This is a genomic window from Nocardioides sp. NPDC051685 (assembly GCF_044453405.1).
Lineage (GTDB): Bacteria > Actinomycetota > Actinomycetes > Propionibacteriales > Nocardioidaceae > Nocardioides.
Window position 1 is genome coordinate 265,167 of the sequence record NZ_JBITCR010000001.1, and the last position, 14,307, is coordinate 279,473.

12 protein-coding genes are annotated in these 14,307 nt (G+C 71.1%); 2 read left to right on the top strand and 10 right to left on the bottom strand.

Features of this window, described 5'->3' with window-relative positions:
* From ACIA03_RS01315 to ACIA03_RS01360, 10 genes are all read right to left on the bottom strand, one after another.
* Window positions 1-1,131 carry an XdhC family protein gene (locus ACIA03_RS01315; protein WP_396978478.1) on the bottom strand — a complete coding sequence of 377 codons (1,131 nt, stop codon included), beginning with the start codon at window positions 1,129-1,131 and terminating at the stop codon, window positions 1-3.
* On the bottom strand, window positions 1,124-2,230 hold the full coding sequence (locus ACIA03_RS01320) for a VWA domain-containing protein (protein ID WP_396978480.1): 1,107 nt from the start codon (window positions 2,228-2,230) through the stop codon (window positions 1,124-1,126). The genes ACIA03_RS01315 and ACIA03_RS01320 overlap by 8 nt, the downstream gene beginning before the upstream one ends.
* Entirely contained in the window at window positions 2,227-3,105 is an 879-nt protein-coding gene (locus ACIA03_RS01325; protein ID WP_396978482.1) for an AAA family ATPase, read from the bottom strand. The genes ACIA03_RS01320 and ACIA03_RS01325 overlap by 4 nt, the downstream gene beginning before the upstream one ends.
* 73 nt (window positions 3,106-3,178) lie before the next feature.
* A complete protein-coding gene (locus ACIA03_RS01330; RefSeq protein ID WP_396978483.1) occupies window positions 3,179-3,721 on the bottom strand; it encodes an NTP transferase domain-containing protein in 543 nt (180 codons plus the stop codon).
* Complete coding sequence (locus ACIA03_RS01335) at window positions 3,718-4,293, bottom strand: hypothetical protein (protein ID WP_396978485.1); 576 nt, start codon at window positions 4,291-4,293, stop codon at window positions 3,718-3,720. The genes ACIA03_RS01330 and ACIA03_RS01335 overlap by 4 nt, the downstream gene beginning before the upstream one ends.
* Window positions 4,294-4,645: 352 nt before the next feature.
* The gene (locus ACIA03_RS01340; protein ID WP_396978487.1) at window positions 4,646-5,677 is read right to left on the bottom strand and encodes an alpha/beta hydrolase family protein; all 1,032 of its coding nucleotides are present in this window, start codon (window positions 5,675-5,677) and stop codon (window positions 4,646-4,648) included.
* Between the two features lie 206 nt (window positions 5,678-5,883).
* Window positions 5,884-7,518 (bottom strand): chaperonin GroEL, encoded by a 1,635-nt coding sequence (groL, locus tag ACIA03_RS01345; RefSeq protein ID WP_357360314.1) that lies wholly within the window; start codon window positions 7,516-7,518, stop codon window positions 5,884-5,886.
* A gap of 195 nt (window positions 7,519-7,713) precedes the next feature.
* Window positions 7,714-8,235: a GNAT family N-acetyltransferase gene (locus ACIA03_RS01350; RefSeq protein WP_396978490.1), complete on the bottom strand. Its 522-nt coding sequence runs from the start codon at window positions 8,233-8,235 to the stop codon at window positions 7,714-7,716.
* 13 nt (window positions 8,236-8,248) lie between these two features.
* Entirely contained in the window at window positions 8,249-9,583 is a 1,335-nt protein-coding gene (locus ACIA03_RS01355) for a M1 family metallopeptidase (RefSeq protein WP_396978492.1), read from the bottom strand.
* A gap of 15 nt (window positions 9,584-9,598) precedes the next feature.
* Window positions 9,599-13,474 (bottom strand): Pls/PosA family non-ribosomal peptide synthetase, encoded by a 3,876-nt coding sequence (locus tag ACIA03_RS01360; RefSeq protein WP_396978494.1) that lies wholly within the window; start codon window positions 13,472-13,474, stop codon window positions 9,599-9,601.
* A gap of 128 nt (window positions 13,475-13,602) precedes the next feature.
* Between ACIA03_RS01360 and ACIA03_RS01365 the strand changes: the two genes are divergently transcribed.
* On the top strand, window positions 13,603-13,968 hold the full coding sequence (locus ACIA03_RS01365; RefSeq protein ID WP_396978496.1) for a YciI family protein: 366 nt from the start codon (window positions 13,603-13,605) through the stop codon (window positions 13,966-13,968).
* Window positions 13,965-14,300, top strand: coding sequence for a YciI family protein (locus ACIA03_RS01370; RefSeq protein WP_396978498.1), 336 nt, complete (start codon window positions 13,965-13,967; stop codon window positions 14,298-14,300). Before ACIA03_RS01365 ends, ACIA03_RS01370 begins: the two co-directional genes overlap by 4 nt.
* Window positions 14,301-14,307: the final 7 nt, after the last annotated feature.

Sequence of the window (14,307 nt, forward strand, 5' to 3'; positions counted from 1 at the left end):
TCAGCGGTAATCCACGTCCTGGTGGATCCGGCCCTGGGTGACGGCGAGGCGCTCGCCGGAGCCGCCCCAGCGGCCGGCGACGATCTCGGCCGCGATGGAGATGGCGGTCTCCTCCGGCGTACGGGCGCCGAGGTCGAGGCCGATCGGGCTGCTCAGGCGGGCGATCTCCTCGTCGGTGAGGCCCGCTTCCCGGAGGCGGGCGAGGCGGTCGTCGTGGGTGCGGCGGGAGCCCATCGCGCCGACGTAGGCGATGTCGGGGAGGCGGAGGGCGACCTCGAGGAGAGGTACGTCGAACTTCGGGTCGTGAGTGAGGACGGCGATCACGGTGCGCTGGTCGATGCGACCGGCCTCGACCTCGGCGCCCAGATAGCGGTGGGGCCAGTCGACGACGACCTCGTCGGCCGAGGGGAAGCGGGAGTTGGTGGCGAAGACCGGGCGGGCGTCGCAGACGGTGACGTGGTAGCCGAGGAAGGCGCCGACCCTGGCCACCGCGGCGGCGAAGTCGATCGCGCCGAAGACGAGCATCCGAGGCTTGGGCGCGAAGGACCAGACGAAGACCCGCATGCCCTCGCCACGGCGCTCGCCGTCGATGCCGTAGCTCAGCGTCTGGTTGGTGCCGTGGGCCAGGAGTCCGAGCGCGTCGTCGTGGACGGCGTCGTCCATCCGTGCGCTCCCCAAGGACCCCTTGACCCCTTCGGGGCGGATCAGGACCCGGCGTCCGAGGATCTCGGGGTCCGGGTGCTCGATGACGGTCGCCAGGGCGACCGGGCTGCCGCTGCGTACGTCCTCGGCGAGCTCGCCGAGCTCCGGGAAGGTCTCCTTCGACACCTTCTCGACGAACACGTCGAGGATGCCGCCGCAGGTCAGGCCGACCGCGAACGCGTCGTCGTCGGAGACGCCGTAGCGGTTGAGCTCCGGGACGCCGGAGGCGGCGACCTCACGGGCGACCTCGTAGACGGCGCCCTCGACGCAGCCCCCGGAGACCGAGCCGACCGCGGCGTCGTCGGGGCCGACGAGCATCGAGGCCCCCGGCGGCCTCGGCGCCGACTGGAACGTCGCGACCACGGTGGCCACCGCCACGGTCTCGCCGGCGTCCCACCACTTCATCAGATCGTCGAGCACGTCACGCACGAGCGATCACCTCCACTAGATCTTCGTACGTCGCCAGGGAATGTCCGGCGACGAAGTCGTCCACGTGCGGCAGCACCGCGACGATGCCTCGCTGCAGCGGCTCATATCCAACCTTGCCACGGTGTGGGTTGACCCACACTACGCGATGGGCGAGGCGGTGCAGCCTCGCCGTCTGCTCCTCGAGGAGCGCGGGGTCACCGCGCTCCCAGCCGTCGCTCGCGATGACCACCACCGCGCCTCGGGCCAGTCCTTGATATCGCTGCAGGAAGGCCTGCAGGTTGTCGCCGAGCCGAGTTCCGCCCGACCAGTCGGGCACCGTCTCGCCCGCGGCGACGAGCGCGCGGTCGGGGTCACGGTGGCGCAGCGCGCGGGTGACGTTGGTCAGCCTGGTACCCATGGTGAACACCGCGCCGCTCCCGGTCGTCGAGGTCACCCGGTGGGCGACCCGCAGCAGCACGTCGGCGTAGGAGCTCATCGACCCGGACACGTCGATCAGCCACACCACGCGGCGCGGTCGCTCGCCGCGCCTGCGGTAGTGGATGCCCGCCGGCTCGCCGAGGTGGCGCAGGCTGGCCCGCAGGGTGCGATGGGCGTCGACGCGCCCGCGCCGCCACTGATCCTGCCGTGGCGTCCGTCTTCTCGGCGCCCGCGGACGCAGCCGGGCGATCAGCGCGGCCACCCGCTCCTGCTCGGCCGGGTCGAGGTCGGCGACGTCGCGGTGGCGCAGGGTCTCGAGCTCGCTGGCCCGCGCCCTGATGACGTCGCCTTCTCCCTCGCCGGTCTCGTCGCCGGACTGCGGCTCGGTCTCGGGAAGGCTGGAGGTGACCGAGACCGTACGCGGCGGCCCCTGTGGCCCCGGCAGCGTGGCGGTCGACCCGAACCAGGCCTCGAAGACCTGGTCGTAGCGGCGCAGGTCGTCCGGACCGGCGCACAGCGTCGCCCGTCCGGCCGTGTAGGTCGCGACCGGGTCGCCGGCACCGACGATCGCGGTCGCCTTCAGGAAGCCGTGGGCGCGGTCCTGGGTCACCTGCACCCCGGCCGCCCGGAGCGCTCGGGTGAAGCCGAGCAGGATCTCGGGACCGTCGTGCGTTTCGGTCACGTCAGCAGCCGATCCAGCGCGGCCCGGACGCGGTCGGCGTCCTCGCGGTGCTTGACGAGCGCGCCGAGCGTGGCCGCGGCGCTCTCCAGGTCCAGCTCGGCTGCGCCGAGGTGGTGCAGAGCGCGGGCCCAGTCGAGGGTCTCGGCGACGCCCGGCGGCTTGAGCAGGGCGTTCGCGCCCTCGGCGCTGCGCAGCTGCTGGACCACCGTCACCACCTGGCGGGCGAGCTCGTCGGCGACCTCGGGGGCCCGGCTGCGTACGATCTGGATCTCGCGGTCCAGGCCCGGATGGTCGATCCAGTGGTAGAGGCAGCGCCGCTTGAGGGCGTCGTGGAGCTCGCGGGTGCGGTTGGAGGTGAGCACGACGAAAGGCGGGACCGCGGCCGCGACCGTCCCGAACTCCGGGATCGTGACCCGATAGGTGGAGAGCACCTCCAGCAGGAACGCCTCGAACTCGTCGTCGGCCCGGTCGACCTCGTCGACGAGCAGCACCGACGGGGACTGACGCAGCGCGGCCAGCACCGGACGAGCGAGCAGGAACCGCTCGTCGTAGAGGGACTTCTCGGCCTCCTCCACCTCGGCCGCAGTGCCGGCGGCCTCGAGGGCGCGCAGGTGCAGGATCTGGCGGGCGAAGTCCCAGTCGTAGAGCGCCTGGGTGGCGTCGATCCCCTCGTAGCACTGCAGTCGTACGAGCGGCAGGTCGAGCGCCTCGGCGACCGCCTCCGCGAGCGCGGTCTTCCCGGTCCCGGGCTCCCCCTCGAGCAGCAGCGGCCGCTGCATCTTCAGCGCGAGGAAGGTCACCGTCGCCAACTCCGGGTCGGCCAGGTATCCGGTCGCCGCCAGGCGGTCGGCGATCTCCCGGGGCGTCAGGTCCATGACCTGAGCCTAGAACGCGGAGCGTTGGCTCAGGGTTGGACGACCTCGAAGGAGGGTAGGAACGAATCTCCGTTCAGCGGCGGTCGACGTCGTCACCGCCGGCCAGGTCGCCGCACTCCACCAGGCGTACGTCGTGGGTCTTCAGGTAGCCCCGGGCGCCCTGGTCGCCGACCGCGGCCTCGATGACCCCCGCCCAGTGGTCACGCCCGATCAGCACCGGATGCCCCGGAACCCCCGCGTACGCCGCCCGGGCCAGCCCCGAGCCCGTACCGGTGGTCGAGCTTGTCGAGACCACTCGAGCGACCACGTCGGCCCCGACGTCCGGCAGGTCGACCAGATGGACGACGGCAGCCTCGACGTCGGGCCCGAGGGCCTCCAGACCGACCCGCAGCGAGGCCCCCATCCCCTCGTCCCAGTCCTCGGCGACGACGACCCGCTGATCGGCCGGGAGCAGCGCCCGGGCCTCGTCGGCGGACGCCCCGAGCACGACCGTCACGTCGTCACAGCCACCTTCGCGCAGCACTCCGACCGAGCGGACCAGCCAGTCGTCGACGAGCGCCTTCGGCGTGCCCATCCGCCGGCCCGCGCCGGCGGCCAGGAGCAGCCCGGAGATCACTTGAACGCGGCGGTGTAGAGCTTCTGCAGCTTCGGGGTCTTCGCGTCGCTGTAGCCGCAGCCGATGACCTCGGCGTCGCCCTTGGCCGCGACCAGATAGTTCTTGCCCTTCTCGAACTCGGGCATCGGGATCGTGCTCGGCGGGGGCAGGGTGATCCGGACGGTGTCGGTGCCACCGAAGCCGTCGGCGTACATCCACGTCTTCACCCGCAGCATGGCCTCGGTCTCGGTCACGCTCTCGGCGGTGCCCTCGAAGGCCAGCGCGGCGTTCTGGGAGAGCCACTTGGAGGTCGGCGGGATGCAGCGGGCGGCGTCCGCGACGACGGTCAGCTCGGTCGATCCCGCACCTCCGGCCGGGGCCGATGGCGACGGGACCGGCGCGGTCTCGGTGACGGTCGCGGTCGGCGAGGCCGGCTTGGCATCGGGATCGTCGGCGGTGTCGTCGGAGCCGAGGAGGCCGAACGAGGCGATGACGGCAACGAGCACGACCGCGGCGGCGATGGCGGCCGCGATCCAACGCCACGGTGACCGCGGCGGCTGCATCCCGGTCTTCGGCCCGACATCGACGCTCATGCCGCCGCCTCCGTAGCGCAAGCGCCATCGTACGGACGCGGCGGCCTGAGGCCGATTGTCGCTCGCTGGCGCTCGCTCATGTCATCATCATGCCTCAACGCTGGGTGCCGTCCGTGGACCCGGTTGACACACGCAGGCGGGGCCCTGGTCTCGAAGACCCTGACCCCGCCCGCCGCTGCAGAACTTCACCCGGATATTCCCTTGGGCTTCAAAGCCCCCCAGATCCAGACGCTTCCCCGCAGTCGGCCACTGTGTGGAGCACCAATGTTGCGTTACCGAGCTGTTGTCGAGACAGTGTCGAAAGTCCCCAAAAGGATGGGACCGCTGGGCCCCTTCCTCGTGCCTGATCAGGTCATGCCAGCTGACGATCGAGGAACCCGACGACCCGCCGGATCGAGAGGTCCCACTGCGGCCCGAAGGCGTGCTGCTCCCCGGGGTAGACCCACAGCCGCTGGCGCACACCGGCGGTCTCCATCAGGTCCCGGGTGGTGTAGGCCCACCGGATGGGGCAGGACTCGTCATTGGTCCCGTGGTGCATCTGGAGCGGGACCTCGATCCGGTCGAAGTACGTCCGCGCCGACAGCCCCTCCCAGAACTCCGGCTCCGTCTCCGGATCGCCGTACTGCCGGTAGAGCCGGGCTACCTCGTCGGGCCGCGACGGCACCGCCCACCGGTTGATGTTGTCGACGATGTCGGAGGAGACCGACGCGTACGTCACCCCGGCCCGCACCAGCCCCGGCTGAGCGACGAGCGCGTTCATCACCACTCCCCCGCCCATCGAGCGGCCGAGCAGCGCGGTGCGGTCGGGGTCGACGTACGGAAGTCGCTTCATCGCCTGGACAGCGTTGATGGTGTCGTGGGTGTAGCCGAGACGGCTCTCGTCCTCCTCGGTTCCTTCCGGGATGGGCGACGACCCGGCGTGGCCGCGGTAGTCGGTGTGCAGGACGACATAGCCCTCCCGCGCCAGCCGGTCCTGCTCGCGCTTCAGGCCCTGGCCGGTGACGTAGACGTCGGTGTCGATGTGGCCGTGCGCGAAGACCACGCCAGGGAACGGCCCGGCGCCTCGCGGCCGGAAGAGCACCCCGGTGATCGTCAGCCGGCCGCTCGGGTAGCTGACCTCGAAGCGCCGGTACGCATCCGTGCTCCCCGACTCGCGCAGCACCTTCACCTCACCGCCGGGGAACTCCTCGCGCATCAGCTGCGGGAGCGAGACCTTGTCGGTCACCGGCGGCAGCGTCTCCGACGGGCTCGGCGACGGCGTCGCGGGTGCCGATGAGGTCGTGGGGCTCGCTGCCCGAGACGACGGCGCAGCGACCGGCTCACCACCACACCCGGCGAGGAGCACCGCCGAGACCGCCAGCGCCGAAGCCGCCTTCAGGCCCATGGCGTCGAGCGTAGCCCGGTGGTCCTGGGGCGGCGGGGCGGTTGCTTCGTCAAGGTATGCAGCCGAAGGGTCACCTCCCCTGCGGAACTCCGCCAGGGAGGCGGTCCTTTCCCTGCATACCTTGACGAAGGAACATGCCTCGCGAAAACGCAAGCAGGGCCTCTCGCGAAGGAGAGGCCCTGCTTGGTGGAGCTAGCGGGGCTCGATCAGAAGCCCATGCCGCCCATGTCACCCATGCCACCGGTCGGGTCGCCACCAGCGGCGGCCTTCTCCGGCTTGTCGGCCACGACGGCCTCGGTGGTGAGGAACAGCGCGGCGATCGACGCGGCGTTCTGCAGCGCCGAGCGGGTCACCTTGGCCGGGTCGATGATGCCCGCGGCCAGCAGGTCGACGTACTCACCCGTGGCGGCGTTGAGGCCGTGGCCCTGCGGGAGGCCGGCGACCTTCTCCGCCACGACGCCGCCCTCGAGGCCGGCGTTGATGGCGATCTGCTTCAGCGGCGCCGAGATGGCGGCCTTGACGATCGAGGCACCGGTGGCCTCGTCACCCTCGAGCTCGAGCTTCTCGAACGCGACGGCGGCAGCCTGGATCAGTGCGACACCACCGCCGGCGAGGATGCCCTCCTCGACAGCAGCCTTGGCGTTGCGGACGGCGTCCTCGATGCGGTGCTTGCGCTCCTTGAGCTCGACCTCGGTGGCCGCGCCGACCTTGATGACGGCCACGCCGCCGGCCAGCTTGGCGAGGCGCTCCTGCAGCTTCTCGCGGTCGTAGTCGGAGTCCGACTTCTCGATCTCGGCGCGGATCTGGTTGACCCGACCCTCGATCTGACCCTGGTCGCCCGAACCCTCGACGATGGTGGTCTCGTCCTTGGTGATGACGACCTTGCGGGCCTGGCCGAGCAGCTCGATGCCGGCGGTCTCCAGGGAGAGGCCGACCTCCTCGGAGATGACCTGACCACCGGTGAGGATGGCGATGTCCTGCAGCATGGCCTTGCGGCGGTCACCGAAGCCCGGAGCCTTGACGGCGACGGACTTGAAGGTGCCCTTGATCTTGTTGACGACCAGCGTGGAGAGAGCCTCGCCGTCGACGTCCTCGGCCAGGATGACCAGCGGCTTGCCGGTCTGCATGACCTTCTCCAGGACCGGGATCAGGTCCTTGACGCTGGAGATCTTCGAGTTGACGATCAGGATGTACGGGTCGTCGAGGACGGTCTCCATACGCTCCGGGTCGGTCACGAAGTAGGCCGAGATGTAGCCCTTGTCGAAGCGCATACCCTCGGTCAGCTCGAGGTCGAGCCCGAAGGTGTTCGACTCCTCGACGGTGATGACGCCTTCCTTGCCGACCTTGTCCATCGCCTCGGCGATGATCTCGCCGACGGTGGTGTCAGCAGCGGAGATCGAGGCGGTAGCAGCGATCTGCTCCTTGGTCTCGATGTCCTTGGCCTGGGCGAGCAGCTGCTCGGTGACGGCGTCGACGGCCGCCTCGATGCCGCGCTTCAGGCCGGCCGGGTTGGCACCCGCGGCGACGTTGCGCAGGCCCTCGCGGACGAGCGCCTGGGCGAGAACGGTCGCGGTCGTCGTGCCGTCACCGGCGACGTCGTCGGTCTTCTTCGCGACCTCCTTGACCAGCTCGGCACCGATCTTCTCGTAGGGGTCCTCGAGCTCGATCTCCTTGGCGATGGAGACACCATCGTTGGTGATCGTGGGGGCACCCCACTTCTTCTCGAGCACGACGTTGCGGCCCTTGGGACCGAGGGTGACCTTGACGGCGTCGGCGAGGGTGTTGAGACCCTTCTCCAGACCCCGACGGGCCTCCTCGTTGAAAGCGATGAGCTTCGGCATTGCTCCTGCGATCCTTCACTTGGGAAGTTCGTTGGATCCGGTCCGATGGGTTGCCCGCGACGGACGACGCCACTCCCGGCAGGACCCTTCCCTGCCGCTCGCGACGCCTCAACGTCACCGGTCCGGTGATTGTCACTCTCATGGTAAGAGTGCCAGCCTCATGTTTAGCACTCGACCCCCGAGAGTGCAAGAAACTCAGACCGGCTTCGCGAGCTCGGCGAACTCCAGATCGTCCCGCAGCGGCAGCCCGAAGCGCTCGTCGCCGTAAGGGAACGGCTCGAAACGGCCCGTACGCCCGAACCCCCGCCGCTCGTAGAACGCGATCAGGTCCTCGCGCTGGCGGATCACCGTCATCCGGATCTCCTCGGCGCCCCACGCACGCGCGATCCGCTCGGCCTCGGCGATGACGGTCTTGCCGACACCGGCGCCCTGCAGGCTCGGCGACACGGAGAACATGCCGAAATAGACGTACGCCTCCCGCTTCTGCAGCTGACAGCAGGCGACGATCTCGCCCGCGCGTTCGGCGACCAGGAGACGGGAGCCCGGAGCGGTGATCACCTCGCGTACGCCCTCGGGGTCTGTCCGCTGGCCCGCGAGCAGGTCGGCCTCGGTGGTCCACCCGGCCCGAGAGGCATCGCCGCGGTAGGCCGACTCGATCAGCTCCACCAGCGTGTCGACGTCGGTGAAGGTGGCGTCACGGAAGGTCAGCTCAGGCACGGCACCACGATAGTCAGGCAGGAAGATCCGGCAGCGAGGGCCGTCGCAGCCAGGCCTCGAAGAGCGGGGTGAGGTCGCGGCCGCAGACCTCGGCCGCGAGGGTCTCGAAGTCGGCGGTGTCGACCGAGCCGCCGCTGTGCCGGGCGACCCAGGTGCGCAGGATCCGGAAGAAGGAATCGTCCCCGACCGTGCGCCGCAGCGCGTGCAGGGTGAGCGCTCCACGCTTGTAGACACGGTCGTCGAACATGTCCGCGGGCCCGGGGTCGGCGACGACCAGGTCCTGGGGCAGCGCGGCCAGCCGGCGGTGGTGGTGGCGGGCGTGCTCGCCGCACGAGCGGCCCCCGGAGGCGTCCGACCACAGCCACTCGCTGTAGCAGGCAAAACCCTCGTGCAGCCAGATGTCGCGCCACTCGCGCAGCGTCACCGCGTTGCCGAACCACTGGTGGGCGAGCTCGTGGGCCACGAGGCGTACCTCCGACCACTCGCCGGTGAGGTGATTGCGCCCGAAGGTCGACAGCGACTGCGACTCGAGGGGGATCTCGAGCTCGTCGTCGGTGACCACGACGGAATAGGAGGCGAACGGGTAGGGCCCGAAGACCGAGGTGAAGTAGGCCATCATCTCCCGCTGCCGCCCGAAGGAGGCCTCGAACCCGGCGGTGGCGTCGACCGGGTACGCAGCCCGGATCGGCACCCGGCCGCCCGGTCCCTCGGTGGGCGCGATGTCGATGACCCGGTAGCGCCCGATCTGCACCGTGGCGAGATAGGTCGCCATCGGCTCGGCCTGCCAGTAGCGCCAGGTCTCCCCGCTGCCGCGGCGTACGCGGGAGGTCAGCTCGCCGTTGGAGACGACCGCATAGCCGGGCGCCGTGGTCACGCTGATCGCGTAGCGGGCCTTGTCGGAGGGGCGGTCGTTGCACGGGAACCAGGTCGGCGCACCATGCGGCTGACCTGCGACGATGACGCCGTCGTCGAGCTCCTCCCAGCCGGCGTCGCCGTGGTGCGGCAGCACCACCGGACGGGGCTTGCCCGAGTATCTGACCGTGATCACGAACTCCTCGCCGGCCGCGACCCGCGAGCGGAGGTTGAGGATCAGACGATGGTCGTGGTGGCTCCACTTGGCCGGCGGACGGCCGTCGATCGCCACCTTCTGCACGCGGAGGTAGGCGAGGTCGAGGACGACGCGGCTGATGTCGTCGACCGCGATCGCACGGATCGTCGCGGTGCCCGCGAGCCGGTTGCCGACCAGGTCATAGGTCAGCTCGAGGTCGTAGTGGGTCGCGCTCCACGACAGGTCCCCGTGTCCCGGGAGATAGGGGTCGGCTGTGGGGAGCTTCGGCACGGCGGTCATGTTAGAGGGTGCCTCTCAGGTCGCCTGGTCCCACGGGCCGATCGGGTTGCCGATCCACAGGGTCTTGTCCGGGAGACTCTCCCCGCGCATCACCAGCGAGACCGGGCCGACGACCGCGTGCCGGCCGATGGCGGCGGCGGGCAGGATCACCGAGTTGGGGCCGAGCGTGGCGCCCCTCTTGAGAGTGACGGCGTCGAGGGCCAGCACACGATCGTGGAACAGATGGGTCTGCACGACCGTGCCGGCGTTGACCGTGGCGCCGTCGCCGAGCTCGACCAGGTCGGTCTCGGGGAGCCAGTGGGTCTCGATCCACACGCCGCGGCCGATCTTCGCTCCGAGGGCACGGAACCAGAGGTTGAGCACCGGGGTGCCGGACACGGCACCGGTGAACCAGGGCGCGGCGAGCACCTCGACGAAGGTGTCGGCCAGCTCGTTGGCCCACACGAACCAGCTCCACAGCGGGTGCGACCCGGCCCGGATCCGGCCGACGAGCAGCCACTTCGCCGCCACGGTGATGCCGGCCGCGACCGCTCCGGCAGCGGCGAGCACCGGCCCGGCGACGAGCAGCGCGACGAGGAGGTCGGTCACCTCCCAGATCCTGACGAGCGCATAGACCACCCCGGCGTAGAGCAGTGCCGCGAGCGTCTGGGGCACCAACCTGGCCAGCTCGACGAGCGCGCGGGCGATCTTGAGCCCGGCCGGCGGGTCATAGGTACGTCCCGAGTCGGCCTCCCCGGCCGCGCGGCGCAGCGGCGCCGGCGGCGAGCCGAGCCAGCTCTCCCCCTTCTGCGCCCGCTTGCGGCGCGGGGCCGCGCTGAGCACTGCGACCAGCGACGCCTTCGGCACCTTGCGGCCGGGCGCGGCCATGCCCGAGTTGCCGACGAAGGCCCGCTTGCCGATCTTCACCCGCTCGGTCCGCAGCCAACCGCCGCCGAGCTCGTAGCCACCGATCAGGGTGTCGTCGGCCAGGAAGCTCTGGTCGTTGACCTGCGTCAGCCCGGGGATCATCAGGACCGTCGACGCCTCGACGTGCCTGCCGATCTTCGCGCCGAGCGCCCGCAGCCACAGCGGCGTCAGCGTCGAGGAGTAGAGCGGGAAGAGCCAGGTGCGCGCCTCGTCGAGCACCTGCATCGTCGACCAGACCGCGACACCGGCCAGGCTGCGTACGGGATGTACGCCGGGACTGATCGCCACACCGGCGAGCCGCACCACGGCCCAGATGAGCGCCGCCAGGGTCACGAGCCCGACCACCACGGCGACCGGGCTCCAGGCGAGCAGCGGCCAGATGTCGGCGTAGGAGTCGGGCACACCGGCCAGGGCGACGCCGACGAGGATGCCGACGCCGATGGCGGCCGCGGGGAGCAGGGCGAGGACGGCGGCCGCGATGCCGTAGAGGAGCATCCAGACCTGGGCCCGTGCCTGCGGTGGCTGCCACGGTCCGCGGGCCTCCCTCGCGGCTCGGACTGCCGGCGAACCCGACCAGAACTCGCCCGCCGGCACCACGCCGAAGACGGCCGAACCGGGCCCGACCTCGGCGTCGTCGCCGACCCGGGAGCCGGGCAGGAGCGTCGACCGCGCCCCGACCCGGGCACGGTCGCCCACCGAGACCTCGCCGAGATGGAGCACGTCGCCCTCGATCCAGTGGCCGGAGAGATCGACCTCCTGCTCGATCGAGCAGCCCTTGCCGAGGGTGAGCATGCCGGTGACCGGCGGCAGGCTGTGCAGGTCGACGTTCTTGCCCATCCGCACGCCGAGCAGCCGGGCGTACCAGAGCATCCACGGTGCCCCGGCGAGACCGTGGGCGCCGAGTTCGTCGACCGCGTGCGTCGCCAGCCACAGCCGCAGATGGACCTTGCCGCCGCGCGGGTGCTCGCCGGGACGTACGCCGCGGAGGATCAGTCGCGCCGCACCCGCGGCAAGCAGCATCCGACCGGGCGGGGTCAGGAAGGCGAGGACGGCCGGGGCGAGGACCCACCAGCTGAGCGAGGGCAGCCACGGCGCCCACTGCTGGGCCAGCGTCGTCCCGAGCGCGATCCAGGTCAGCCAGCGCGGCGCCGCCAGGCAGCGCAGCAGGATGGTCGCGACCACCTGCGCGACCTGGGTCTTGAGCCGGACCGCCGGCACCTCGTGCTCGGAGACCGCGGCGGAGCTGCCCAGCTCGTCGATGTAGGCGGCCAGGGCCCTGAGCTTCGGCTGGTCGTAGATGTCGCCGAGCGCGACCTCGGGGAAGCGCTCGCGGATCAGGCTGACCATCTGGGCGGCGGTCAGGCTGCCGCCGCCGAGGTCGAAGAAGTCCGCCCCCGATCCGGTGACCTCGGCGCCGAGGATGTCGTTCCACAGCCCGGCCAGCCAGGCCTCGGTGTCGCTGAGCCCCTCCCCCGCACCGGCCGTGGACGCGAGCGGCCACGGCAGTGCGTCGCGGTCGACCTTCCCGCTCGTACGCGTCGGGAGGCTGTCGACCACCGCCAGCCGCGGCACCAGGGCCGCCGGCATGTCGGCCCGCAGCCTCCCGACGGACGAGGTCTGGTCGAAGGTGTCGTCGACGGTGACGTAGCCGACGAGCAGGCTGTTGCCGGCGGCGCTCCGCCGCACCGCCGCCGCGGCCCCGACGACGCCGGGAAGCTGCAGCAGGGCGCTGTCGATCTCGCCGAGCTCGATGCGCCGGCCACCGAGCTTGATCTGGTCGTCGGCGCGTCCACCGAAGAGCAGCCCGGCGGGGTCGTTGACCACCAGGTCGCCCGAACGGTAGGCCCGTGACCAGCCGAGAGTGGGCATCGGGGCGTACTTCTCGGCGTCCTTCGCCGCATCGAGATAGCGCGCCAGGCCGACGCCGCCGATGATCAGCTCGCCGGTCTCCCCCTCGGGCACGCGCTCCCCGGTCAGAGGGTCGACGACGGCGAGGTCCCAGCCGTCGAGCGGGAGCCCGATCCGCACCGGCCCCTCCGCGCTCAGCCGGGCGCCACAGGCCACCACGGTCGCTTCGGTCGGGCCGTAGGTGTTCCACACCTCTCGGTCGGGCGTGACCAGGCGGGCGGCGAGCTCGGGCGGGATCGCCTCGCCGCCGGTGATCAGCAGCCGGACCCGGTCGAGGGACCTCGCAGGCCACAGGGCCACCAGCGTCGGCACCGTCGAGACGATCGTGATCCGGTTGGCGACCAGCCACGGGCCGACGTCGACCCCGGAGCGGACCAGCGCCCGCGGTGCCGGGACCAGGCAGGCGCCGTAGCGCCAGGCCAGCCAGATCTCCTCGCAGCTCGCGTCGAAGGCGACCGAGAGACCGGCCATCACCCGGTCACCGACCCCGATCGGGGCGTCCTGGAGGAAGAGGCGCGACTCGGCGTCGACGAACGCGGCGGCGTTGCGATGGGTCACCGCGACGCCCTTCGGCGTGCCGGTCGAGCCGGAGGTGAAGATCACCCAAGCGTCGTCGGTCAGCTCCGGCTCGCGCGCCCCTGACGTTTGGGCAGACGACACGCCGGAATCGGCCACCAGTTCGTCAGGGGCGCGTGGAGTGAGAGCTACCCGCAGATCGTTGCCGACGACCGCCGCGACCTGCGCCTCACCGAACACCAGCCGGGCCCGCTCCTCCGGGTCGTCGGCGTCGACCGGCACGTAGGCGGCGCCCGCGCAGAGGATCCCGAGGATCGCGACGTACAGGTCGGTCGTGCCGCTCGCGATCCGCAGCCCGACCTTGTCCCCCGGCCCGATCCCGGCGGCGTCGAGCTCGGCGGCCAGCCCGTCGGCGGCCTCCTCGAGCTCGGCGTACGTCAGCAGGCCGTTGCCCGCGTCGACGGCCGGCTCGTCGGGCACCTGGGCCGCGGTGGCCCGGAAGATGTCGACGAGCGTCCGGGGCTCGGGCGCGAGGTCTCCTCGCAGCAGGGGGGCGGTCACACCCAGAGCCTTCCGGGGCCAGTTGAACGCATGACGTACATCTTCGTTCCTTCCGGGTGTCGATTTGGTCTTGTCCCACCCGTCATCCCCGGTGACAGACTCAAACCCATCGGACGAAAGGGATCACGATGACCAGATACATGGTGCTGCTGCCGGCGAACGAGGCCTTCTGGGCCGAGTCGACGCCGGAGGAGAAGGCCGCCGGCTACGAGGTGCACGGCAAGTTCGCCAAGCTGCTCGCCGAGCGCGGCCACAAGGTCACCGGCGGCGCCGAGCTCCACCACTCCAGCAAGGCCAAGACGCTGCGCAAGGAGGGCGACGGGGTGGTGATCACCGACGGCCCGTTCGCCGAGACCGTCGAGCACGTGACGGGCTTCTACACGATCGAGACCGACGACGTCGACGACATGCTCGAGTGCTGCAAGGTGCTCGCCGAGCTGGAGACGGCGCTCGAGGTCCGCGAGATCGTCGAGCACGAGGGGATGTCCGCATGAGGTACTACCTGCTCATCCCCAACGTCGAGGCCGAGTGGCAGGCGAAGCCGGAGGAGGAGAGGGACGCGCTGTTCGCCGTGCACGAGAAGTTCGCGGCCCTGCTCGCCGAGCGCGGCCACAGGATCTTGAAGGGGTACGGCGCAGCGCTCGCCGTCCCGTCGACGGCGGTGACCGTGCGTGCCTCCGGCGTGACCGACGGCCCGTACACCGAGGCGGCCGAGCACCTCGCCGGGCTCTACGTCGTCGAGTCCGAGGACCGGGACGATCTGGCCGAGTGCTGCAAGCTGCTCGCCACGGTCGAGTCGGCGATCGAGATCCGCGCGGCGGACTAGAGCGACC